The 21,784-nt window shown below is 54.4% G+C and carries 20 protein-coding genes; 9 read left to right on the top strand and 11 right to left on the bottom strand.

The features are described from left to right. Positions 1–29: 29 nt before the first annotated feature. The 3 genes from KWG64_RS10390 to tolC all read right to left on the bottom strand — a co-directional run bounded on the left by KWG64_RS10390 (position 30) and on the right by tolC (position 3,544). Positions 30–1,190: a glutathionylspermidine synthase family protein gene (locus KWG64_RS10390; RefSeq protein ID WP_218521846.1), complete on the bottom strand. Its 1,161-nt coding sequence runs from the start codon at positions 1,188–1,190 to the stop codon at positions 30–32. An 8-nt stretch (positions 1,191–1,198) separates the two neighbouring features. Next, positions 1,199–1,867 carry a DUF1190 family protein gene (locus tag KWG64_RS10385; protein WP_165061489.1) on the bottom strand — a complete coding sequence of 223 codons (669 nt, stop codon included), beginning with the start codon at positions 1,865–1,867 and terminating at the stop codon, positions 1,199–1,201. Between the two features lie 189 nt (positions 1,868–2,056). Next, positions 2,057–3,544, bottom strand: a complete 1,488-nt coding sequence (gene tolC, locus KWG64_RS10380) for an outer membrane channel protein TolC (RefSeq protein WP_218521845.1) — start codon at positions 3,542–3,544, stop codon at positions 2,057–2,059. 231 nt (positions 3,545–3,775) lie between these two features. Between tolC and nudF the strand changes: the two genes are divergently transcribed. The 5 genes from nudF (at position 3,776) to parE (ending at position 8,280) form a co-directional block, all read left to right on the top strand. Then, complete coding sequence (nudF, locus tag KWG64_RS10375; protein ID WP_101078422.1) at positions 3,776–4,411, top strand: ADP-ribose diphosphatase; 636 nt, start codon at positions 3,776–3,778, stop codon at positions 4,409–4,411. After that, the gene (locus KWG64_RS10370; protein WP_095923552.1) at positions 4,408–4,833 is read left to right on the top strand and encodes a DUF1249 family protein; all 426 of its coding nucleotides are present in this window, start codon (positions 4,408–4,410) and stop codon (positions 4,831–4,833) included. The genes nudF and KWG64_RS10370 overlap by 4 nt, the downstream gene beginning before the upstream one ends. A 27-nt stretch (positions 4,834–4,860) precedes the next feature. Beyond that, positions 4,861–5,691 carry a 3',5'-cyclic-AMP phosphodiesterase gene (gene cpdA / locus KWG64_RS10365; protein ID WP_195815642.1) on the top strand — a complete coding sequence of 277 codons (831 nt, stop codon included), beginning with the start codon at positions 4,861–4,863 and terminating at the stop codon, positions 5,689–5,691. Beyond that, positions 5,688–6,269 carry an esterase YqiA gene (gene yqiA, locus KWG64_RS10360; protein WP_195815643.1) on the top strand — a complete coding sequence of 194 codons (582 nt, stop codon included), beginning with the start codon at positions 5,688–5,690 and terminating at the stop codon, positions 6,267–6,269. The genes cpdA and yqiA overlap by 4 nt, the downstream gene beginning before the upstream one ends. 115 nt (positions 6,270–6,384) lie before the next feature. Next, on the top strand, positions 6,385–8,280 hold the full coding sequence (gene parE, locus KWG64_RS10355) for a DNA topoisomerase IV subunit B (protein WP_195815644.1): 1,896 nt from the start codon (positions 6,385–6,387) through the stop codon (positions 8,278–8,280). Positions 8,281–8,356: 76 nt separating this feature from the next. On the opposite strand, the gene KWG64_RS10350 is transcribed toward parE, so the two are convergent. Together KWG64_RS10350 and KWG64_RS10345 are read right to left on the bottom strand one after the other, a co-directional pair. Beyond that, positions 8,357–8,662: a putative quinol monooxygenase gene (locus tag KWG64_RS10350; RefSeq protein ID WP_101078426.1), complete on the bottom strand. Its 306-nt coding sequence runs from the start codon at positions 8,660–8,662 to the stop codon at positions 8,357–8,359. A 30-nt stretch (positions 8,663–8,692) separates the two neighbouring features. Then, entirely contained in the window at positions 8,693–9,280 is a 588-nt protein-coding gene (locus KWG64_RS10345) for an NAD(P)H-dependent oxidoreductase (RefSeq protein WP_218521844.1), read from the bottom strand. Between the two features lie 324 nt (positions 9,281–9,604). On the opposite strand from KWG64_RS10345, the gene parC reads away from it, so the two are divergent. The 3 genes from parC to ftsP all read left to right on the top strand — a co-directional run bounded on the left by parC (position 9,605) and on the right by ftsP (position 14,395). Beyond that, complete coding sequence (gene parC, locus KWG64_RS10340) at positions 9,605–11,878, top strand: DNA topoisomerase IV subunit A (RefSeq protein ID WP_218521843.1); 2,274 nt, start codon at positions 9,605–9,607, stop codon at positions 11,876–11,878. Positions 11,879–12,096: 218 nt separating this feature from the next. After that, entirely contained in the window at positions 12,097–12,834 is a 738-nt protein-coding gene (locus KWG64_RS10335; RefSeq protein WP_195825681.1) for a 1-acylglycerol-3-phosphate O-acyltransferase, read from the top strand. A gap of 145 nt (positions 12,835–12,979) precedes the next feature. After that, positions 12,980–14,395: a cell division protein FtsP gene (gene ftsP, locus KWG64_RS10330; RefSeq protein WP_152324043.1), complete on the top strand. Its 1,416-nt coding sequence runs from the start codon at positions 12,980–12,982 to the stop codon at positions 14,393–14,395. A gap of 69 nt (positions 14,396–14,464) precedes the next feature. Here ftsP and dkgA read toward each other — a convergent pair whose 3' ends face one another. Together dkgA and KWG64_RS10320 are read right to left on the bottom strand one after the other, a co-directional pair. Beyond that, positions 14,465–15,289, bottom strand: coding sequence for a 2,5-didehydrogluconate reductase DkgA (gene dkgA, locus KWG64_RS10325; protein ID WP_195815648.1), 825 nt, complete (start codon positions 15,287–15,289; stop codon positions 14,465–14,467). A 135-nt stretch (positions 15,290–15,424) separates the two neighbouring features. Continuing rightward, positions 15,425–16,465: an NAD(P)-dependent alcohol dehydrogenase gene (locus tag KWG64_RS10320; protein WP_218521842.1), complete on the bottom strand. Its 1,041-nt coding sequence runs from the start codon at positions 16,463–16,465 to the stop codon at positions 15,425–15,427. 294 nt (positions 16,466–16,759) lie between these two features. Between KWG64_RS10320 and KWG64_RS10315 the strand changes: the two genes are divergently transcribed. Further along, entirely contained in the window at positions 16,760–17,695 is a 936-nt protein-coding gene (locus KWG64_RS10315; RefSeq protein ID WP_218521841.1) for an AraC family transcriptional regulator, read from the top strand. A gap of 9 nt (positions 17,696–17,704) precedes the next feature. Here KWG64_RS10315 and KWG64_RS10310 read toward each other — a convergent pair whose 3' ends face one another. From KWG64_RS10310 to KWG64_RS10295, 4 genes are all read right to left on the bottom strand, one after another. Beyond that, a complete protein-coding gene (locus KWG64_RS10310; RefSeq protein WP_195815650.1) occupies positions 17,705–18,364 on the bottom strand; it encodes a DedA family protein in 660 nt (219 codons plus the stop codon). Positions 18,365–18,579: 215 nt separating this feature from the next. After that, positions 18,580–19,773: a cystathionine beta-lyase gene (gene metC / locus KWG64_RS10305; RefSeq protein ID WP_218521840.1), complete on the bottom strand. Its 1,194-nt coding sequence runs from the start codon at positions 19,771–19,773 to the stop codon at positions 18,580–18,582. Positions 19,774–19,940: 167 nt separating this feature from the next. Then, complete coding sequence (locus KWG64_RS10300) at positions 19,941–21,233, bottom strand: TRAP transporter large permease (RefSeq protein ID WP_195815652.1); 1,293 nt, start codon at positions 21,231–21,233, stop codon at positions 19,941–19,943. Between the two features lie 13 nt (positions 21,234–21,246). Continuing rightward, a complete protein-coding gene (locus tag KWG64_RS10295; RefSeq protein ID WP_195825676.1) occupies positions 21,247–21,759 on the bottom strand; it encodes a TRAP transporter small permease in 513 nt (170 codons plus the stop codon). Between the last annotated feature and the right edge of the window lie 25 nt (positions 21,760–21,784).

Genomic DNA, 21,784 nt, shown 5'->3' with positions numbered 1-21,784 from the left:
AATGTCTTCATTATCCTTTTTTATGCATTTTAGCCGACGATGGTATGCGGATAGAAACGCGACAGATCCTGCGTGATCAGCGCTTTGTCTTCGCGGATGCCAATCCCGCAAGGCTGATCGTTGACCAGCCAGCTGCCGATCAGCGTGTAGCTGCCTTCGAATACCGGCAACGGATGGAACTGTTGCACGATCATGCCTTCTGCACCATACGGGCCGTCAACACGGGCCACTTCCTGGCCTTTTTCGATGACTTTGATGTTTGCGCCTTCGCGGGAGAACAGCGGTTTCACCACGTAATGTTCCAGTTCCGGATGTGCATCTTCAGCGAAATACGCCGGCAAGAGATTCGGGTGATCCGGGAACATTTCCCACAGCAACGGCAGCAGGGCTTTGTTCGACAAAATAGCTTTCCAGGCAGGTTCCAGCCAGCGAACACCGGCGTCTTCCAGCTTGGTGGCGAACACTTCGCGGAACATAAATTCCCACGGATACAGCTTGAACAGGTTGGAAATCACCTGATCCTGCGTATCGGTAAACTGCCCGCGTTCGCCCAGACCGATTTCTTCGATAAACAGGAATTCGCTGGCCAGTTCAGCTTCCAGCGCGCAGTCCTGTAAATACTGAACAGTGCCGCGATCTTCTTCGGTGTCCTGACAACAGGCGATGTGCAGCAACGAAAAACCGTGTTCGTTTTTCAGCTCGCTGAAACGCTCGATCAGCTTTTCCTGCAGACTGTTGTACTGATCGGCATCCGGCGGCAAGTTCCCCGCAGCGATTTGATCTTCGAGCCAGAGCCACTGGAAGAAAGCCGCTTCGTAAAGCGAGGTCGGCGTATCCGCGTTATTTTCCAGAAGCTTAGGCGGGTTAATTCCGTCATAGGCCAGATCCAAACGGGAATACAGCGACGGTTGCTTCGTGCGCCATGAGCTGCGGACAAATTCCCAGACATGTTTCGGGATCTGGAATTTCGCCATCAGTTTGTCGTCATTCACCACGCGCTCAACCACTTTTAAGCAAATCTGATGGATGTCGGCAGTGGCGTCTTCAATCTCTTCAATCTGCGCCAGCGTGAACTGATAATAAGCATCTTCACACCAGTAGGGTTCGCCATACATGGTGTGAAAATTGAAGCCAAACTCCGTGGCTTTCTCGCGCCAGTCCGGGCGCTCATTAATCGCTAAACGTTTCATTTTATCTCTTAGCCACCCATGCTGCGGCCAGGGCTGCGAGGTGCCGCAGAGGAGCTGCGCTGCATTGAGGTTTGTTTGGCTACGCTGTCGCCGAAGCCACCGCGTGTAATGGTGTTTGTGACTGCCGGTTTCGGTGCCATGGCGGTTTTCGGCACGTTCATGGTGCGGCCGCCTGCGGTTGCCGGGCCGTAGTTTTTGCCGGTGGCATCAACGAATTTGCCGTTTGCCGGGCTGGCCGGGTTTTTAGAGCTGAAGAGAGGTTGCTGCGCGTAAGCGCCGCCGCTCATCATCCGGCCCATCATGTAGCCTGCCATCAAAGGCATCCACATGCTGCCACTGCTCTGGCCTTCGGCTGAAGCGACACCAGCCTGCGCGGGAGCCTGAGTACACTGGCCTTCGCCGAACTCAGCAATACAGTCTTCACGGCTGGCGTATTTAGGTGCCGTTTTTGCCGCTTCTGTTTTGGCGGCGTTGTAGGCATCGACGCACTGCGTGCTGCCGGACGGATTGGCTTTCGTACAGTCGTCAGCATTCTGATACAAGGAAACCGTTTCGTCGGTTTTCTCACAGGCAGACAACATAAAGACGGCGCTGACCGCCAGTGCGACAGGTGTGATCCGAGAGCTACGCCATGATTTACGGAAGGTAGCCAGGTTAACGTGTTGTGTCCGTTTCATCGTTCTTATCCCATGTGTAGGGCTTTTTTGCCCTTTCCCAGTAGGGCCTAAGAATAGGGGAAAGTGGGTGATTGTTAAAGCAGCGAAGGCAATTGTTACGAGACTTTACAGAGGGGCGTGACGGAGGCAAAAAAAAGCAGCCTTTTCAGGCTGCCTGGTCTTTACGATGAAATAAGAAACCTGCCAGATTTAGTTCTGGAAAGGGTTGCCGCTTTTCTTCGTTGTGCGCGCTTGGGTGGTTGCGCTGGCTTTTTCAGTACGCGGTGCAGCCGCCGTGCTGTTGCCATAACCGTCCGCCGTGGCGTCCTGCTGCGGGGTTTCAGGTGCAACCTGATCCGGTGCCGTTGGCACAGGTTTACCCAGAGCACCGTTCAGTGCCAGCAGATCGCTTTCGTTCAGTGTACCCAGTGCTGACTTGATGTTCAGCTGGTTGATCAGGTACGTGTAACGGGCGCTGGAAAGCTGTTGTTTGGCGTTATACAGCGTGGTGGTCGCATCCAGAACATCAACGATTGTACGGGTACCGACCTGGTAACCGGCTTCCATCGCATCCAGAGAACTCTGTGCAGAAACAACGGCTTGTTTATACGCGTTGATGCTGCTGATAGAGGCAGAGATGTTGTTGAAGGAAGAACGTACGGTCTGAACAACGCTGCGGTGCGCGCTTTCAAGCTGCTCGCTGGCGCCAACAAAGTTGTACTGAGCCTGTTTCACCTGAGATGTCACGGAACCGCCGCTGTAGAGTGGCAGGGAGAAGCTCAGACCGACTTTGTTCTGGCCCGCATCGGCGTCCTGATAGCTGGACGAACCGCCGGTTTTATCGCCGTGGTATTTGGTGTTGCTGATACCGGTAGACGCGGTCAGATCAAGCGTTGGCATGTGGCCGGTTTCCGCATAACGGATTTGCTCACGTGCCAGATCTTGTGACAGACGTGCAGACAGCAAGCTCAGGTTGCGGCTTTCTGCTTCTTTCAACAGCGTGGCGACCGGTTGCGGACGCGTGGTGTTGAAGTTATCCACGTTCAGGGACGACAGCTGCGGATAGTAAACGCCGGTAACCTGACGCAATGCTTCGAGCGCGTTATCCAGATTATTACGGGCGGTCACTTCGTTCGCCAATACGGTGTCGTATTGTGAACGGGCGTTTTGTACGTCGGTGATGGCAACCAGGCCGACATTAAAACGCTGCGTGGTTTGATCTAACTGACGGTAAATTGCCTGTTTCTGCGCTTCGGTATAGGAGAGTGAATCAATAGCACTCAATACGTTGAAATAAGCCGTCGCAGAATTCAGGATTAAAGATTGCTGGTCAGTCTGGTAAGACACATCCTGAATACCGGCAGTTTTTTCCTGCAAGGTCAGGGCGCGCCATTTTGACATATCAAAAAGGGTCTGCGTTAATTGCAGGCTGGCGCTGCCGACATCACTATTAACGCCATTCGCATCGCGGTAGCCATTGGTATAACCATAATCCGCACCCAAACCGAGTTGCGGTAATAAAGGACTGCGGCTTTCGTTGATTTTTTCGAATGCAGCATCCCGGTCAGCAGCGGATTTGCGCAGGTCCGGGTTACTCGTCCTGGCTTGCTGATAGACCTGCATCAGGTTTTCGGCCTGGCTTATCGTACTGAAGCCGCCCAGGCTGAGTCCGATGAGAAGGGGGAGCAGTTTCTTCATTTGCATTCCTTGTTGTGCAGCAATGTTGTTATGTATGGTGGCGCAGTCAAATAAACCAATAGACGCGGATTCTAGCAGAGTCAGGCTAGCGGGGAGGTTGGCTTAACGTGCCTTCCCCGCTGGATGTGCCTAAATCTATCACAAACAACCTTGATTATTATTAACGCATTTTCATCAAACTGACCTCAAAGGACGATAAATTGCCTTAATGAGGGAAGAGGAAAACAATCCATGTGTGCATTCAAAAGTTCACCGGTTAGTTTCGGTAAAGATGATGTAGAAATTATTGCACGTGAGACGCGATATAAAGGTTTTTTTTCTATTATTGCATATCGGTTTCGTCATCGGCTGTTTAATGGGGAAATGAGCGGCGAAGTTGTGCGTGAAGTTTTCGAAAGGGGCCATGCGGCGGTGCTGCTGCCTTATGATCCGCAACGCGATGAAGTCGTGCTGATTGAACAGATCCGCATCCCATGTATTGATTCCAGTGATACCCCATGGCTTCTGGAGATGGTCGCCGGTATCATTGAAGAGGGCGAGACAGTCGAAGATGTCGCCCGCCGTGAAGCACTCGAAGAAGCGAACATTGTGGTAAAACGCTGTAAACCGGCTCTGAATTACCTGGCCAGCCCGGGCGGAACCAGCGAGCGTCTTTCTATTATGGTCGGCGAAGTCGATGCGACAACGGCAGAAGGAATTCACGGTCTGAAAGCAGAAAATGAAGACATCCGGGTGCATGTGGTCAGCCGCGAACAGGCTTACCGCTGGGTGGAAGAGGGAGCGATAGATAATGCGGCGTCAGTGATTGCCCTGCAATGGCTGCAGCTACACCATGAATCCCTGAGAAAAGAGTGGGCCAACGAATGATTAAGCGCTATACCCCTGATTTCCCTGAAATGATGAGATTGTGCGAAACCAATTTCGCACAATTGCGCCGTTTGATGCCGCGCACCGATGAGCCCGGTGAAACAGTGACATATCAGGTGAGTAGCGCCACATATTGCCTGACGATCCTCGAATCGACGCGCTATACGTCGCTGGTGGAAATCAAACAGACCGCACCGGCCGTCAGTTACTGGAGCCTGCCTTCGCTGACGGTTCGCCTGTATCACGATGCCATGGTGGCCGAAGTGTGTGCGAGTCAGCAGATCTTTCGCTTCAAAGCACGCTATGATTACCCTAATAAAAAGTTGCATCAGCGTGATGAAAAGCATCAAATTAACCAGTTCCTGGCGGACTGGCTGCGTTATTGCCTTGCGCACGGAGCGATGGCAATTCCGGTGTGTTAGACAGACTTCAACAACAAAGGAAACGATTTGGAAAGCCTGTTTAAACTGCCTTTGGTGAATGGGGCCAAAGTCAGAATTCTACAGATTACAGATACCCATCTTTTTGCCGGTGAAGATGAGACACTGCTGGGCGTGAATACGTTTAACAGCTATCGCGCGGTGCTGGACGCTATAAAAGCACAGCAGCGCGAAGTCGATATCATCGCGGCAACAGGTGACCTGGCTCAGGATCAGTCGGTGGAAGCCTACCATCAGTTTGCCCGTGGCATCAGCGAACTGGCGGCACCCTGTGTCTGGTTGCCCGGTAACCACGATTTCCAGCCTGCAATGGTGAATGCTTTGCAGGATGCCGGGATCAGCCCCTCCAAACATGTCCTCCTCGGTGAAGACTGGCAGATAATCCTGCTCGATACGCAGGTTTTCGGCGTGCCGCACGGAGAGCTGAGCGAGTATCAGCTGGAATGGATGGAGCGTTGCCTGAACGCGTATCCCGATCGCTTTACCCTGCTGATGCTTCACCACCACCCGCTGCCTTCTGGCTGTACCTGGCTCGATCAGCACAGCCTGCGTAACGCGCACATGCTGGCGAATGTTCTGGTGAATTACCCGAAAGTGAACACGCTTTTGTGCGGCCACATTCATCAGGAGCTGGATCTCGACTGGTACGGACGTCGCCTGTACGCCACGCCGTCTACCTGTGTTCAGTTCAAACCGCATTGCACCAATTTCACGATTGATACCGTCGCACCAGGCTGGCGTTATCTCGATTTGTATCCTGATGGCCGTGTCGAAACCCAGGTCTTCCGTCTGGAAACCAGCGAGTTTCATCCTGACACCGAGTCGGACGGGTACGAATGAACACCTTACTTTACCTGCACGGTTTCAACAGTTCACCGAACTCGGCTAAAGCCACGTCGCTCAAAAACTGGCTGGCGCAGAACCATCCTGAAATCGACATGGTGGTTCCGCAATTACCGCCGTATCCGGTGGATGCAGCTGAGCAGCTGGAAAACTTAGTGATCCGTCATGCAGGTAAAAAGCTGGGCATTGTCGGTTCCTCGCTGGGCGGGTATTACGCCACCTGGTTGTCGCAATGTTTCGCCGTACCCGCGGTGGTGGTTAACCCCGCCGTGAAACCGTATGAACTGCTGATCGACTTCCTCGGGCAAAACGAGAACCCCTACACCGGCCAGCAATATGTGTTAGAGTCACGCCACGTTTACGATCTGAAAGTCATGCAGATTGAACCGCTGGAGTCGCCGGATTTACTCTGGTTACTGCAACAAACGGGCGATGAAATCCTCGATTACCGTCAGGCTGTGGCGTATTACACTGCCTGTCGCCAGACGGTCGAACCTGAAGGAAATCATGCATTTGTCGGCTTTGAACGCTATTTTTCGCCGATTGTAGATTTTCTTGAGCTCGCGGCAGACTAACATCGTCAGGGTGACGTTTTCCCCGCATGTTTCGCATCTGCTTGCTGCCAGTGCTTCCGCCCGCCCAAATACTGTATCGTTAGCCCACAAACCTATGAGCCACGAATAATCAACGATGAGCCAATCAACTTATAACGCGGATTCCATAGAGGTCCTCAGCGGACTCGAACCGGTGCGCCGCCGTCCGGGCATGTATACCGATACCACCCGGCCAAATCACCTCGGCCAGGAAGTCATAGATAACAGCGTCGATGAGGCATTAGCCGGTCACGCAAAGCGTATCGAAGTGATCCTCCACGAAGATCAGTCTCTCGAAGTCATTGATGATGGCCGCGGCATGCCGGTGGATATCCACCCGGAAGAAGGCGTGCCTGCCGTTGAGCTGATTTTCTGCCGTCTGCACGCAGGCGGTAAATTCTCCAATAAAAACTACCAGTTCTCCGGCGGCCTGCATGGCGTGGGGATTTCGGTGGTGAATGCCTTATCCAAACGTGTCGAAGTGGCGGTAAAACGCGGCGGCGAAGTGTATGAAATGGCGTTTGAAAACGGCGACAAAGTTGAAGATTTGCACGTCACCGGCACCTGCGGTAAACGCACTACCGGTACCAGCGTACATTTCTGGCCTGACGGCAGTTTCTTCGACAGCCCGCGTTTTTCGGTCAGCCGCCTCAGCCATTTGCTGAAAGCGAAAGCCGTCCTGTGCCCTGGCGCTGAAATTATTTTCAAAGACAAAGTGAATAACACCGAGCAACGCTGGTGTTATGAAGACGGCCTGACCGACTACCTGATGGAAGCGGTGAACGGCCTGATCACGCTGCCTGAAAAAGCATTCGTCGGCACATTTGCCGGTGACACCGAAGCGGTTGACTGGGCGCTGTTGTGGCTGCCGGAAGGCGGTGAACTGCTGACGGAAAGCTACGTCAACCTGATCCCGACTATGCAGGGCGGTACGCACGTCAACGGTCTGCGTCAGGGTCTGCTGGACGCCATGCGTGAATTCTGCGAATTCCGCAATATCCTGCCGCGCGGTGTGAAATTGTCGGCGGAAGATATCTGGGAGCGCTGCGCGTATGTGCTTTCGGTGAAAATGCAGGATCCGCAATTCGCCGGCCAGACCAAAGAACGCCTGTCTTCACGCCAGTGCGCCGCTTTTGTTTCCGGCGTGGTGAAAGATGCGTTCAGCCTGTGGCTGAATCAGAACGTACAGGCCGCAGAACAGCTGGCCGAGCTGTGTATTTCCAGCGCTCAGCGACGTCTGCGTGCCGCGAAAAAAGTGGTGCGTAAGAAACTGACCAGCGGCCCGGCGCTGCCGGGTAAACTGGCGGACTGTACGTCGCAAGATCTGAACATGACCGAACTGTTCCTGGTGGAAGGGGATTCCGCAGGCGGTTCTGCCAAGCAAGCGCGTGACCGTGAATATCAGGCGATCATGCCGCTGAAAGGGAAGATCCTGAACACGTGGGAAGTCTCTTCCGATGAAGTGCTGGCCTCGCAGGAAGTGCACGATATTTCCGTGGCGATCGGTATTGATCCGGACAGCGAAGATCTGAGCCAGCTGCGTTACGGCAAAATCTGCATCCTTGCGGATGCGGACTCCGACGGTTTGCACATCGCCACCTTGCTGTGCGCGCTGTTTGTCCGTCACTTCCGTTCGCTGGTTCGCGGTGGTCACGTGTATGTTGCGATGCCGCCTTTATACCGTATCGATCTGGGCAAAGAAGTGTTCTATGCGCTGGACGAGCAGGAAAAAGAAGGCGTGCTGGATCAGCTGAAACGCAAGAAAGGCAAGCCGAACGTTCAGCGCTTTAAAGGTCTGGGTGAAATGAACCCGCTGCAACTGCGCGAAACCACGCTCGATCCGAATACCCGTCGACTGGTGCAGCTGACCATCGACGAAGACGATATCGATCAGACGCTGCGCATGATGGATATGTTGCTGGCGAAGAAACGCTCTGAAGATCGCCGTAACTGGTTGCAGGAAAAAGGCGACACCGCCGAACTGGACGTCTGATCCTTCAGATTGCCGCATAAAAAATGCCGGACGCTTTGCAGCTCCGGCATTTTTTTTAGTCAAGCCCGTCAGACGATCAGGCTTTCTCAATAATATGGATCACCACATCCTGCACATCGGCTTTGATGTTTTCGCGATGCTTGTCCATATGATCGGCCTGCTGATGCGCTTCGAGGTGCGCCAGGCTTTCCCAGTCTTCCAGCATGAATATGGAATCCGGAGCGGTTTTACGCCACGGAACCTGACCGTTGAAATCAACGTAAGGTTCATAGCGATGGCAGCCTTTCTCGGCGAGAACGCTTGGCAGCAGCGCTGTGATTTTTTCCATAACCGAATCGCGACGGCCTGGTTTTACTTTGATTTCAGCAATAACGGTAATCATAAATACCTCTTTCCCGGGTGACTTTTTACCTTAGGCCTGACCGAACACATTTTCAAGGTGAGCGCGGTAGTTGGCGAAATCACGCTCAACATCAGGTTGTTTGATCACGTCATTGCACATGAAGGTTGGCAGGGTATCCAGGCCGATGAACTGGTTGGCCTTGTGCTGCGCCAGATAAACGCCATCAACGCCAACGCCGTGGAAGAACTGCTCTTTATCTTCGAACGCTTCCAGCGGGGCATTCCAGGTGACAGAAAGCATGTAGCTTTTACCCTGCAACAGGCCACCGGAGCCGTATTTTTTGGAATCATCAGAACGGGTCCGGCCATCGCTGGCGTACAGTTTGCCGTGGCCTTCGGTGAAGACTTCATCGACGTATTTTTTCAGTGTCCACGGCATGCCCATCCACCAGCCTGGCTGCTGATAAATGATGGCGTCGGCCCACAGATAACTTTCGATTTCGGTCGGTACGTCATAACCTTCTTCAAGAACGGTCACGCGCACGTCGTGGCCCGCGTCACGCAGGAAGCTGCTGGCGACGTCGGTCAGGCTGTTGTTCAGGGCGCCTTTTGAATGGGCAAAAGTCTTGCCGGCATTGATAATCAGGATGTTGCTCATGGTCTTTTCCTTAAATTGAATTCTGGCTGTCAGGCTGTTATCACGTAGTGTACCCAACTCTGCAGGGCGGAAAAATGTGATATTGCGCACAAGACTATTGACTCAGATGCAATAATGACAAGGAAAGGCTTCATGTTTCGCCATCTGGCGTTCTGAAAACCGCTTAAAAATCCCGCACAAACACAGCAACTGTGACAGCCATGCGGCAGATGATGTACTATCGCGAACATCATTGCCCTGCGGCAGCCGCCTTTGCGCGCCCGCGGGTGCAAGCTTCCTTAATTTCCAAAACGATAACGCCACGGGTCTGAGGATTAAACATCAATGAGCGAAATGACTCATGACGGAACAGAGCGTTTAGCACTGCACACGTTTACCGAGAACGCCTATCTCAACTATTCCATGTACGTCATCATGGACCGCGCGCTGCCGTTTATCGGCGACGGGCTGAAGCCGGTACAGCGCCGTATTATTTATGCGATGTCCGAGCTGGGCCTGAGCAATAACGCCAAATTCAAAAAATCAGCACGTACCGTCGGTGACGTGCTGGGTAAATACCATCCGCACGGCGACAGCGCCTGCTACGAAGCGATGGTGCTGATGGCGCAGCCGTTCTCTTACCGTTATCCGCTGGTTGACGGACAGGGGAACTGGGGTGCGCCGGATGACCCGAAATCCTTCGCCGCGATGCGTTATACCGAATCGCGTCTGTCGAAATATGCGGAAGTTCTGTTACGCGAATTAGGTCAGGGAACGGTCGACTACGTCCCGAACTTTGACGGCACCATGCAGGAGCCGAAAATGCTGCCTGCGCGTCTGCCGAACATTCTGCTTAACGGCACCACCGGTATTGCCGTGGGTATGGCGACAGATATTCCGCCGCACAACATCCGCGAAGTCGCCGCTGCGGCGGTCGCACTGCTGGAAAAACCGGACAGTTCTCTCGAAGATTTGCTGGAATTTGTTCAGGGGCCGGACTTCCCGACCGAAGCTGAAATCATCACGCCGCGCAGCGAAATCCGCAAAATGTACGAATCGGGCAAAGGCTCGGTGCGCATGCGCGCGGTCTGGCATAAAGAAGACGGCAGCGCGGTCATCACCGCATTGCCGCATCAGGTTTCCGGCGCAAAAGTGCTCGAGCAAATCGCCAGCCAGATGCGTGCCAAGAAACTGCCGATGGTGGAAGATCTGCGCGACGAATCGGATCACGAAAACCCGACGCGTCTGGTCGTGGTGCCGCGTTCCAACCGTATCGATCTTGATCAGGTCATGAACCATCTGTTCGCGACCACCGATCTGGAACGCAGCTACCGTATCAACATGAACATGATCGGCCTGGATCACCGTCCGCAGGTGAAAGGGCTGGTGGAAATCCTGACCGAATGGCTGGCGTATCGTCGTGATACCGTCCGTCGCCGTCTGAATTTCCGTCTCGATAAAGTGCTGAAACGCCTGCACATTCTCGAAGGTTTGCTGGTCGCTTTCCTCAATATCGACGAAGTGATCCACATCATCCGTACCGAAGATGAGCCGAAACCGGTGCTGATGCAGCGTTTCGAATTATCGGATACGCAGGCGGAAGCCATCCTTGAGTTGAAATTACGCCATTTGGCAAAACTCGAAGAAACCAAAATTCGCGGCGAGCAGGATGAACTGGCGAAAGAGCGCGATCAGCTTCAGGCGCTGCTGGCGTCCGAACGCAAACTCAGCACGCTGATCCGCAAAGAAATCCAGGCCGATGCCGAAGCCTTTGGTGACGAGCGTCGTTCGCCAATCACCGAGCGTGAAGAAGCCAAAGCCATGAGCGAGCACGACTTTGTGCCGTCTGAGCCGGTGACCATTGTGCTTTCCGAATCTGGCTGGGTGCGCAGTGCGAAAGGCCACGATATTGATGCGTCCGGCCTGAGCTACAAAGCGGGTGACAGTTTCCGCGCCGCAGCGAAAGGTAAGAGCAATCAGCCGGTGGTGTTTATGGATTCCACCGGACGCAGTTACGCGCTTGACCCGACGACGCTGCCTTCGGCACGCGGGCAGGGCGAGCCGCTGACCGGCAAACTCACGCCGCCGCCGGGTGCGACTATCGAACACGTTCTGATGGCGTCCGACGATCAGAAACTGCTGATGGCCTCCGATGCCGGTTACGGTTTCGTGTGTACCTTCAGTGATTTAGTGGCGCGTAACCGTGCCGGTAAAGCCATGATTACTCTGCCGGATAACGCCAAAGCGTTCGCGCCAATTGAAATTAACGGCAACGATGACATGCTGCTGTCGCTCACCGCTGCAGGCCGTATGTTGCTGTTCCCAGTGGCTGATTTGCCGCAATTGTCGAAAGGTAAAGGTAACAAAATTGTTTCCATTCCTTCGGCGCAGGCAGCGAGTGGCGAAGACAAACTGGCATGGCTGCTGGTTCTGCCGCCGCAAACGTCCATCACGCTGCACGTTGGTAAACGCAAACTGGTGATCCGTCCGGAAGAGTTACAGAAATTCCGTGCAGAACGCGGTCGCAAAGGCACGCTTCTGCCACGCGGCCTGCAACGGGTTGATCGCGTTGAAGTGGACGCGCCTGTCCGCGCTTCCGGCGGTGACAGCGAAGAATAAAACGGCTGTTGACCTTATCCAGTCAGGGCACATTTGTGCCCTGAACTCTTTTTAAGGGAATGCAGTGGCCTGAGACTGTTGTGCAGTGCAAAGATTTTACATTTGTATTAATAAAACCGTTGTGCGGCGTTGAATGAGGCTTGAGAATAGTTCTCCGCACAGGGAGCGAAACTGCACAGGTTTCTTACCGGCTTCGGCTGTAGTTTTAAGAGGATGTTATGTTATTTATTTTGCGTCTGATTATCGTGGTGGTTTACTCGATTCTGGTCTGTGTTTTTGGCTCCATATATTGTCTTTTCAGCCCGCGTAACCCGAAACATGTGGCGACGTTTGGTAAGCTGTTTGGTCGTCTGGCACCGGTCTTTGGTCTGACCGTAGAAAAGCGTATTCCGGCTGAAGCGGCAACAAATGGCAAATGCATCTACATTGCCAACCATCAGAACAACTACGACATGGTGACCGCGTCATCTGTTGTGATGCCGGGTACGGTGACCGTCGGCAAAAAAAGTCTGGCGTGGATCCCGTTCTTTGGCCAGTTGTACTGGCTGACCGGTAACCTGCTGATTGACCGTGATAACCGCGCAAAAGCGCACGGGACTATTGCTCAGGTCGTGGCGCAGATTAAGAAAAAGAACCTGTCGATCTGGATGTTCCCGGAAGGTACCCGCAGCCGGGGTCGTGGCCTGATGCCGTTTAAAACAGGGGCATTCCACGCCGCTATCGCCGCCGGTGTGCCGATCGTGCCGATTTGCGTATCGAACACCAGTAACAAGGTGAAGCTCAACCGCTGGTCTAACGGACTGGTGATTGTGGAAATGCTGCCACCTATCGATACCACCGGTTACACCAAAGATCGTCTGCGCGAACTGTCCGAACACTGCCGTCAGATCATGGCCGATAAAATCGCCGAGCTGGACGCCGAAGTCGCACAGCGCGAAGCCGCAGCAAAAAAATAATAGCGTTTTTTATTTACGCCCTGATGACGACGGGTTGCAGGTTTTTACTATCCCTGCGGCCCGGCGGCATCAGAGCAGAAATTCTGTTGCCATTGATGGCGATGGTTATTAACACAGCTCTTGATTTTGTTTTCATGGAGAAGATATGTCACTCAGTCGTCGCTCGTTCCTGCAAGCCTCCGGCGTGGCTCTTGCCGCAGGTGCTCTGCCATTTAAAGCAGAAGCGAGTGGTTCGCAACCGGCATTACCCGTTCCCCCGCTGCTGGAATCCCGCCGTGGACAACCTCTGTTTCTGACGTTACAGGCGGCTCACTGGTCATTCCTTGGTGGCGCTAAAGCGCCGGTGTGGGGCATCAATGGCATGTATCTTGGCCCGACGGTCAAAGTGCATAACGGTGATGACGTAAAACTTATCTACAGCAACCGCCTGGCTGAACCCGTTTCGATGACCATCAGCGGATTGATGGAGCCGGGAACGCTGACCGGCGGCGCGGCGCGCATGATGCAGCCTGGCGTTGACTGGTCGCCGGTATTGCCCATCCGTCAGGCGGCCGCTACCTGCTGGTATCACGCGAATACGCCCAACCGCATGGCGCCGCACGTCTATAACGGGCTGGCGGGGATGTGGATTGTTGAGGATGAAGTCAGTAAAAATCTGCCGTTGCCCAACCATTATGGTGTTGATGATTTCCCGCTGATCATTCAGGACAAACGTCTGGACGGTTTTGGCGTGCCGCAATATGACACCCCGGCTTCCGGCGGTTTCTTTGGCGATACCATGCTGGTCAACGGCGTACAAAGCCCGTATGTCGAAGTGTCCCGCGGCTGGGTACGTTTACGTTTGCTGAATGCGTCGAATGCACGCCGGTACGAACTGAGCATGACCGACAACCGTGCTTTTCACGTCGTGGCTTCCGATCTCGGTTTCCTGCCTGCGCCGCTGACGGTGAAACGTCTGTCGCTCGGGCCGGGTGAACGTCGCGAAGTGCTGGTGGATATGTCGCAGGGCGAAGAAGTGTCGATTACTGCGGGCGATGCGGCGGGCGTTATGGACAGACTGCGTGGCCTGTTTGAGCCCTCGAGCATTCTGGTTTCTACCATCGTCCTGACGCTCAAACCAACCGGCCTGTTGCCGCTGGTCACCGACAATCTTCCGATGCGTTTACTGGCCGATCAAATCATGACCGGCAATGTGGTTCGCAGCCGCGACCTGCGTCTTGGCGACAGCCAGCCGGGCATTAATGGCGCGATGTGGGACATCAACCGCCTCGACCTGACCGCGCAGCAAGGCACGTGGGAACGCTGGACCGTGCATGCGGATATGCCGCAGACCTTCCATGTCGAGGGCGTGTCTTTCCTGGTGAAAAGCGTGAACGGTGCGGCTCCGCTGGTGGAAGATGCCGGATTCAAAGACACCGTCTGGGTTGATGGCGACGTGGAATTGCTGGTGTTTTTCAATCAGCCTTCATATGACCATTTCCCGTTCACCTACCGCAGCGGAACGCTGGAGCTGGCCGATCGCGGTTCCGCAGGGAACATGCTGGTTCAGCCGTCGATGTAATGGCAGAACGCCTTCGCACCAAAAGAAAACCCGCCAGTGGCGGGTTTTTTGTTTACAGCAGCGGGAAAATTACAGGTCTTTCGCCGGATCCGGCCCCAGACGCTGCTCTTTATCCAGCTTGGTGACTTCCGCCAGTTCTTCTTTCTCCAGCCTGAAATCAAACACTTCGAAGTTTTCGCGGATGCGTTTTGGCGTCACGGATTTCGGGATAACAATCAGCCCGTTGTCCAGATGCCAGCGGATGACAATCTGCGCCGGCGTTTTGTTGTATTTCTCAGCCAGTTTCTGAATCAGTGGCTGATCAAACACACCTTCGCCGCCCTGTGCCAGCGGGCTCCAGGATTCGGTAGCGATAGTGTGCGTGGCGTTCCAGGCGTGCAGCTGGCGCTGTTGCATCAGCGGGTGCAGCTCAATCTGATTCACCACCGGAAAAATGCCGGTTTCATCTTTCAGTTTCTGCAAATGTTCCAGCGGAAAATTACAGACGCCGACGCTTTTCGCCAGCCCTTGTTCTTTCAGTTTCAGCAGCGCTTTCCACGCATCGACATAATGGCCCTGCGCTGGCTGCGGCCAGTGGATCAGATACAAATCGACGTAATCAGTTCTCAGCTTTTTAAGGCTGGTTTCCAGCGCTTTTGGCGCATTCAGTTGATCGTCATTCCACAGTTTGGTGGTAATAAACAGCTCTTCGCGGGGAACGAGATTGGCGGCAATCGCTTCGCCGACGCCTTCCTCGTTTTTGTAGATAGCGGCCGTATCGATATGACGATAGCCGGTTTCAATGGCCGTTTTCACCGCGCTGGTGGCTTCCTGATTACTGGCTTTCCATACGCCAAGCCCTAACTGCGGCATCAGGTTGCCATCGTGAAGTTTAATGATGGGTTGCGTTGCCATGAGGTTCTCCTTTCAGGGCAGAGTGCCCGCCGCAAAGCACGGGCACAGAGTAGTGAAGGCTTCAGCCTGACGTTAAGTCTAGTTAACGAAACGTCATCTTGCTGAGCAGGCTACTTATTTTATTGCGAACGCTTGTTACGCATTCATATCCAGAACGACGCGGTAACGCGCTTTTCCTTCGTGCAGATGTTCAACCGCATCGTTAATTTTGCTCAGCGGGAAGTGCTCAACCTGTGGCGTAATCTGGTGACGGGCGCAGAACGCCAGCATGTCTGCCAGACGGGAAGGCGCGCCGGTCGGTGAGCCGGAAACTTCAGCCTGTTTGCTGATTAACGCCATAACGTGCAGCGGTACGGCTTCCGGTACGACGCCTACAAAGTGCAGGCGGCCTTTCGGTGCCAGCGTGCCGATAAAGGCATCCCAGTCCAGGGAGGCGTTCGCCGTCACCATGATGAAATCCAGTTCACCGGCGATTTTCTTCAGTTCATCGCTGTCGCGGGTGGCGACAACACGGTGTGCGCCGAGTGACAGAGCTTCGTCACGTTTTGCCAGAGACGATGTAAACGCCGTAACTTCGCAGCCCCACGCATTCAGGAAGCGCAGCGCCATGTGGCCTAAACCGCCGATACCGACGACGCCCACGCGGTGCGTTGGCAGAACGCCAAACTGCAACAGCGGGTTAAACACGGTGATGCCGCCGCAAAACAGCGGGCCTGCGCTGGTGACGTCCACGCCTTCCGGAAGCGGGATCGCCCACGCCCAGTGACTGCGGATACGATCCGCGAAGCCGCCGTGATGACCGATAATCGTGGCTTCAACATCGTGGCAAAGATGCTGGTCGCCGGACATACAAGGGTGGCAGTGCATACAGCTGCCACGGTTCCAGCCCACGCCCACAATCTGGCCGACTTTCAGCCCTTTGTTGTGCGCATGGTCGCCGATTTTGACAATTTTACCGACCACTTCATGGCCCGGTACGAACGGATATTGGGTGATGCCCCAGTCGTTATTGAGCATCGAGAGATCGGAGTGGCAGACGCCGCAGTAATCAATGGCGACTTCAATTTCTTCGTCACCGATCGGACCAGCGTCGAATTGGAAAGCTTCAAGAGGCTGATTCGGACCGGCGGCGGCCCAGGCGTTAAACGTATTTTCGGCAGCGGTAGGTGCAGACATAATTCTCTCCTGACATTGAGTTTTTGAAAATTAGGGAGTTATTGAGAAATCGGGCCGGTGACAAAACGTTTGTCACGAACAGCGTATGAAAGGTGCGTTCATACAGACTAGCAGTTCACTGCATTTGTGCAGGAAGATGCGCCTGCGGAAAGAGGGATTAACTGTAAGAGAAAATCGCTGCAAGGAAGATGCACATTTCTGCCAGAGTCTTGCCTGATCCTGCAAGTCTGTGTAGAAAATGAAATGCCTGTGGCAAAATCGATGCCAGTTTATCGTCTATCCGGAGCAGGAATAATGGAAAATGTGGACAGCTTGTGCGCCCGTCTGGCGGCAAGAGTGGCGCATCTTAGCGGGAGTAACAAACTCAGTCCGTCGGCGGTGCCACAGGTTACGCTGATGTACACCACACGTTACCATCCGCGCCAGCCGGTTTTGTACAATCCTGGCGTGGTGATCCTCTTTCAGGGCCGCAAGGTTGGTTATCTGGGCAAGAAAACCTTCTCTTATGATCCGCATAATTACCTGATGCTGACCGTTCCGCTGCCGTTCGAATGTGAAACGTTCAGCAGCCCCGAAGAGCCGCTGGCAGGGATCCAGATCAGCATCGATACGCTGATGTTGCAGGATTTGCTGATGGACATGGGGGATGAATCCGTGGCGCGTCAGAAAGATTCTTCAACCGGCATCAATTCAGGCGTGCTGGACGATGATATTTTATGCGCGACCGAACGCCTGCTGAGCGTTCTGGATAAACCGCTTCACGCCCGCGTGCTGGGGCCGAAGATCATCCGCGAAATCCTGTTCTTTATCCTGACCAGTGAAAACGGCGGCGCACTTCAGGCGCTGGTTAACCGCCACACGCATTTTAGCCAGATTGCCAAATCCCTGCGCCGCATCGAAGCGCAGTATGCGGATAACCTCAGCGTGGAAGCGCTGGCGAGCGAAGTGAACATGAGTATTTCGGCATTTCACCACAACTTCAAAGCGGTGACCAGCACGTCACCTTTGCAGTATCTGAAAACCTACCGGCTGCACAAAGCGCGAATGCTGATGATTTATGACGGCGTGAAAGCCAGCGTGGCGGCGTTGCAGGTGGGATATGAAAGTGCATCGCAGTTTAGCCGCGAGTTTAAGCGCTATTTTGGGGTGACGCCGAGCGATGAAATGGCCCGCCTGCGCGAAGGCAGTTCGGGCGTTTTAGCGCTGGCGGATGTGGCCTTTAAAGCGTGATCTGCGTGTTCAGAAACGGCATTTACGTTTCTTCCACACCACCAGCAATCCACCGGCAAGCCCGATAACCAGCAGCAGGACCGGTAAAATCATCAGACCCGCCATGACCTGATCCTCATGGCGTTTCACGACCGGAATATGGCTCAGTGCAAAGCCCAGCGAAATCACCACGCCCACCCACAAAATCGCGCTCAGCCAGTTAAAGAACTGGAAGCGCGCATTGTTCAGGCCGGAGATACCGGCAATGGTCGGTAACAGCGTGCGGACAAACGCCAGAAAACGGCCAGCGAGCAGCGCCATCAGCCCGTGACGGGTGAACATCTGGTGCGCGCGCTGATGATAATGTGCGGGAAGCTGTAGCAGCCAGCCTTTGACCATCTTGGTGTGTCCGAGCCAGCGCCCCTGAATGTAGCTCAGCCAGCAGCCGAGACTGGCGGCGGTCACCAGAATAATCATCGTTGGAATGAAGCTCATCACGCCTTTGGCGATGAGCGCACCGGTCAGCAGCAGAAGGCTGTCGCCCGGCAGGAAAGAAGCGGGAAGAAGTCCGTTTTCAAGAAACAGCGTCGTGAACAGTACAGCGTAGATAACCCAGAGAAGATTCGGGTCGGCGAGCATACTGAAATCATGCCGCCAGAGTGCATGAAAAATGTCGCAAATAACTGCCATATTCTGTCCTGTTGCTAATCATTAAAAACTGTCACTTGCCAGTGTACCAAGGATCCCTTGTCCGTATGTTGATCTGAGGCGGCTGTAAAAAGACAGAACACTCCGGCGATAGTTCGCCGGAGCTATAGGTAGAGCTTACAGATTATTCTCATTTTGCGAATGAAAATCCGACAGATACCTTACCGATCTGCGCGGTGTGTCGCAATCTCTCCCGCTCAGGCTGCCGCAATTCTTTCAAATGCAGCAGAAAGGTCAGCGATCAGGTCATCGCTATTTTCCAGCCCGATGTGAAGGCGCACCAGTGTACCGGCAAAATCAACGGTTTCTGCCGGACGGATCGCCTGAATTTCTTCCGGCTGATTGGCCAGAACCAGCGATTCAAAACCGCCCCAGGAATACGCCATGCTGAAATGTTCGAAGTGATCGAGATAGTCGGAAAGCTGCTGTTTGCTCAGGCGCTGCTTGAGGATGAACGAGAACAAACCACAGCTGCCGGTGAAATCGCGCTTCCAGAATTCGTGGCCTTTACTGCCCGGTAACGCCGGATGATTCACGGTTTCCACTTCCGGGCGTTCCGCCAGCCATTGCGCAATACGAATGCTGCTTTCTTCATGCTGTTTCAGCCGCACGCCCATTGTCCGCAGCCCGCGGCTGGCGACGTACGCGGTGTCGGCGTCAACCATTTGCCCCATCAGATAAGAGTGCTCGCGCAACTGTTCCCAGCAACGTTCGTTGGATACCGCTGTACCAATCATGGCGTCGGAATGGCCGACGATATATTTGGTCCCGGCCTGAATGGAAATATCGATACCAAACTCCAGCGCTTTGAACAGAATGCCCGCCGCCCAGGTGTTGTCGATCATGATCACCACGTCCGGAGACACGGCGCGCACGGCTTTCACCATCGCCGGGATATCCGGCACTTCCATCGTGATGGAGCCCGGTGACTCGAGGAAAACGACTTTGGTGTTGGGCTGCATCAGCGAACCTAACTCCGCGCCAATGTCAGCGCGGAAATAGGTGGTAGAGACGCCGAGTTTTTTCAGCACTTTTTCGCAGAAATCTTGGGTGGGTTCGTAAGCGGAACCGGCCACCAGAATGTGGTCGCCAGTGCCGACAAACGACAACACCGCATTACTGACCGCCGCCGCCCCGCAGGGATAAAGCGCGCAACCCGCGCCGCCTTCAAGCTCAACCATGGCCTGTTGCAGGGAGAAATGCGTCAGGGTTCCGCGGCGTCCGTAAAACAGTTCGCCGTTGGCGCGGTTGGCGGTGGCGTGCTTTTTATCGGCCACGGTTTCAAACACCAGCGATGAAGCACGCTGGATCACGGCATTCACTGAACCTTGTGTGTACTTTTTGTCCCGTCCGGCGCTGACCAGCGCGGTTTCGATTTTTTTAGACGACATAATCCGCATTTCACCCTGTTTAGCCTTGTAGACCCGCGCTCTGTGGCAGCGGCTGATATGCAATTAACTTAACATGATGAATTTGACGGGTCAGGTTTTTGCCGGTTGGATGAGAAAATTTCAGCCAAAACAAAAGCCCGTCGCGAAAGACGGGCTGAAAGGAGCGGTTATCCGGTGTAAACACCGAAAAGTTTGGGCAGGAACAGCGAAATCGACGGAATGTACGTTACGACCATCAGCACCATAAACAGCACGCAGTAAAACGGCAGCATGGCTTTCACGACTTTCTCGATGCTCTGCTTGCTCACGGCGCTGGCAACAAACAGCACGGAGCCGACCGGTGGGGTGATCAGGCCGATCCCGAGGTTCACCAGCATAATCATCCCGAAATGTACCGGGTCGATGCCGAGCGATAAAATCACCGGCAGCAGCACTGGCGTGAGGATCAGAATGATCGGTGCCATGTCCATCAGCGTGCCAATCAGCAGAAGCATGATGTTGATCCACATAAGGATCACGTACTTATTATCTGAGATCGACGTGAAGAATTCGGTGATCCGCATCGGCAGCTGCATGTACGTCATGACCGCGCCAAAGCTGGCGGCGAAGCCAATCAGGATCATCACGATACTGACGGTTTTCACCGTGCGGTACATCAGTTTTGGCAGTTCGCTCCATTTATAGTCGCGGTAGATGAACATCGTCACGAAGAATGACCACAGGCAGGCGATGGCGGCGGATTCTGTGGCGGTGAAAATCCCGCTGAGGATCCCGCCCATGATGATGACCACCGTCATCAGCCCCCACAGCGTGTCGATGAAAATCTTCAGCGCCTGACGGAACGGCACCCGTTCGCCTTTCGGATAACCGCGTTTATGTGCAAATACCACACACATCACCATCAGCGTCAGGCTGAGCAGCAAGCCGGGCAGAATACCGGCGATAAACAGCGCCGCAATTGAAACCGTGCCGCCGGTGGCCAGCGAGTAAATCACCGAGTTATGGCTCGGCGGCGTCAGGATCGCCTGCACCGAACCGCTGGCGGTGACGGCGGCGGCGAAATCGCGCGGATAGCCCTTTTTCTCCATCTCCGGGATCATCACGGAACCAATCGATGCGGTATCTGCCACCGAAGAACCGGAAATCGCCCCGAAAAATGTTGATGCCACGATGTTCACCAGCGACAGGCCGCCGCGGATAAATCCGACAAAGATATACGCAAAACTCACCAGCCTGCGGGCAATGCCGCCTTCGGCCATAATCGCACCCGCCAGAATAAAGAACGGGATCGCCAGCAGCGAAAACTTGTTCACGCCGTTGGTCAGCTGAATCATGAGCGCTTCAAACGGCAGGTCAATCCACCAGGCACCGGCCAGCGCGCTGAGCCCGACGGCGTACGCCACCGGCACGCCGACAGCCAGCATGACGCCGAGCGTTAACAGTAAAATTAATGCATCCATAAAAGGCTCCGGCTCAGGCTTCAGAATTGCCCAGCATCACCACCGGCCGCTTGTGCTGCGGGCCTGAGATAATCTGCTCAATAATAAATAAGAGGGTCAGCGCCGAACCCACCGGCAGGGGAAGGTAGGTTTGCCCGGCGGTCAGCAGCGGGAATTCCGCCACGGGTTGCTGCCAGAGTTCGCTGCACAGTTGCAGGCTGTACCAGAAAATAAATATGCTGATAGCCAGCATCATCAGGTCAGAAAGCAGGGCAGAAAACTTTTGCAGGGCAGGCGGCAGGCGGTCCGTGACCATCGCCACCACAATATGCGAACCCGCGCGGTAGCTGACGGCGGCACCGATAAAGGTGAATGTCACCATGCACATAATCGCGATGGGTTCAGGCCAGGAGAGGGCGCTGTTCAGGACGTAGCGGGCGAAAATACCGATGGGAATGACCGCCACCATCAGCAATAAAGCCAGCCCGGCCAGCCACATTGCGCCGCGGTAAAAGATGTCCATTAGAGTGTGATAACCGGAAACCATAAGTTCCTCCGCTGAAGTGTCGGGA

Source organism: Rahnella sp. PD12R (assembly GCF_019200965.1).
GTDB lineage: Bacteria > Pseudomonadota > Gammaproteobacteria > Enterobacterales > Enterobacteriaceae > Rahnella > Rahnella laticis.
This window is presented reverse-complemented; position numbering and strand designations above follow the sequence as displayed.

Coding starts and splice junctions, on each gene's coding strand:
- KWG64_RS10390 (WP_218521846.1), bottom strand. CDS start 1,190: ATGAAACGTTTAGCGATTAATGAGCGCCCGGACTGGCGCGAGAAAGCC.
- KWG64_RS10385 (WP_165061489.1), bottom strand. CDS start 1,867: ATGAAACGGACACAACACGTTAACCTGGCTACCTTCCGTAAATCATGG.
- tolC (WP_218521845.1), bottom strand. CDS start 3,544: ATGAAGAAACTGCTCCCCCTTCTCATCGGACTCAGCCTGGGCGGCTTC.
- nudF (WP_101078422.1), top strand. CDS start 3,776: ATGTGTGCATTCAAAAGTTCACCGGTTAGTTTCGGTAAAGATGATGTA.
- KWG64_RS10370 (WP_095923552.1), top strand. CDS start 4,408: ATGATTAAGCGCTATACCCCTGATTTCCCTGAAATGATGAGATTGTGC.
- yqiA (WP_195815643.1), top strand. CDS start 5,688: ATGAACACCTTACTTTACCTGCACGGTTTCAACAGTTCACCGAACTCG.
- parE (WP_195815644.1), top strand. CDS start 6,385: ATGAGCCAATCAACTTATAACGCGGATTCCATAGAGGTCCTCAGCGGA.
- KWG64_RS10350 (WP_101078426.1), bottom strand. CDS start 8,662: ATGATTACCGTTATTGCTGAAATCAAAGTAAAACCAGGCCGTCGCGAT.
- KWG64_RS10345 (WP_218521844.1), bottom strand. CDS start 9,280: ATGAGCAACATCCTGATTATCAATGCCGGCAAGACTTTTGCCCATTCA.
- parC (WP_218521843.1), top strand. CDS start 9,605: ATGAGCGAAATGACTCATGACGGAACAGAGCGTTTAGCACTGCACACG.
- KWG64_RS10335 (WP_195825681.1), top strand. CDS start 12,097: ATGTTATTTATTTTGCGTCTGATTATCGTGGTGGTTTACTCGATTCTG.
- ftsP (WP_152324043.1), top strand. CDS start 12,980: ATGTCACTCAGTCGTCGCTCGTTCCTGCAAGCCTCCGGCGTGGCTCTT.
- dkgA (WP_195815648.1), bottom strand. CDS start 15,289: ATGGCAACGCAACCCATCATTAAACTTCACGATGGCAACCTGATGCCG.
- KWG64_RS10320 (WP_218521842.1), bottom strand. CDS start 16,465: ATGTCTGCACCTACCGCTGCCGAAAATACGTTTAACGCCTGGGCCGCC.
- KWG64_RS10315 (WP_218521841.1), top strand. CDS start 16,760: ATGGAAAATGTGGACAGCTTGTGCGCCCGTCTGGCGGCAAGAGTGGCG.
- KWG64_RS10310 (WP_195815650.1), bottom strand. CDS start 18,364: ATGGCAGTTATTTGCGACATTTTTCATGCACTCTGGCGGCATGATTTC.
- metC (WP_218521840.1), bottom strand. CDS start 19,773: ATGTCGTCTAAAAAAATCGAAACCGCGCTGGTCAGCGCCGGACGGGAC.
- KWG64_RS10300 (WP_195815652.1), bottom strand. CDS start 21,233: ATGGATGCATTAATTTTACTGTTAACGCTCGGCGTCATGCTGGCTGTC.
- KWG64_RS10295 (WP_195825676.1), bottom strand. CDS start 21,759: ATGGTTTCCGGTTATCACACTCTAATGGACATCTTTTACCGCGGCGCA.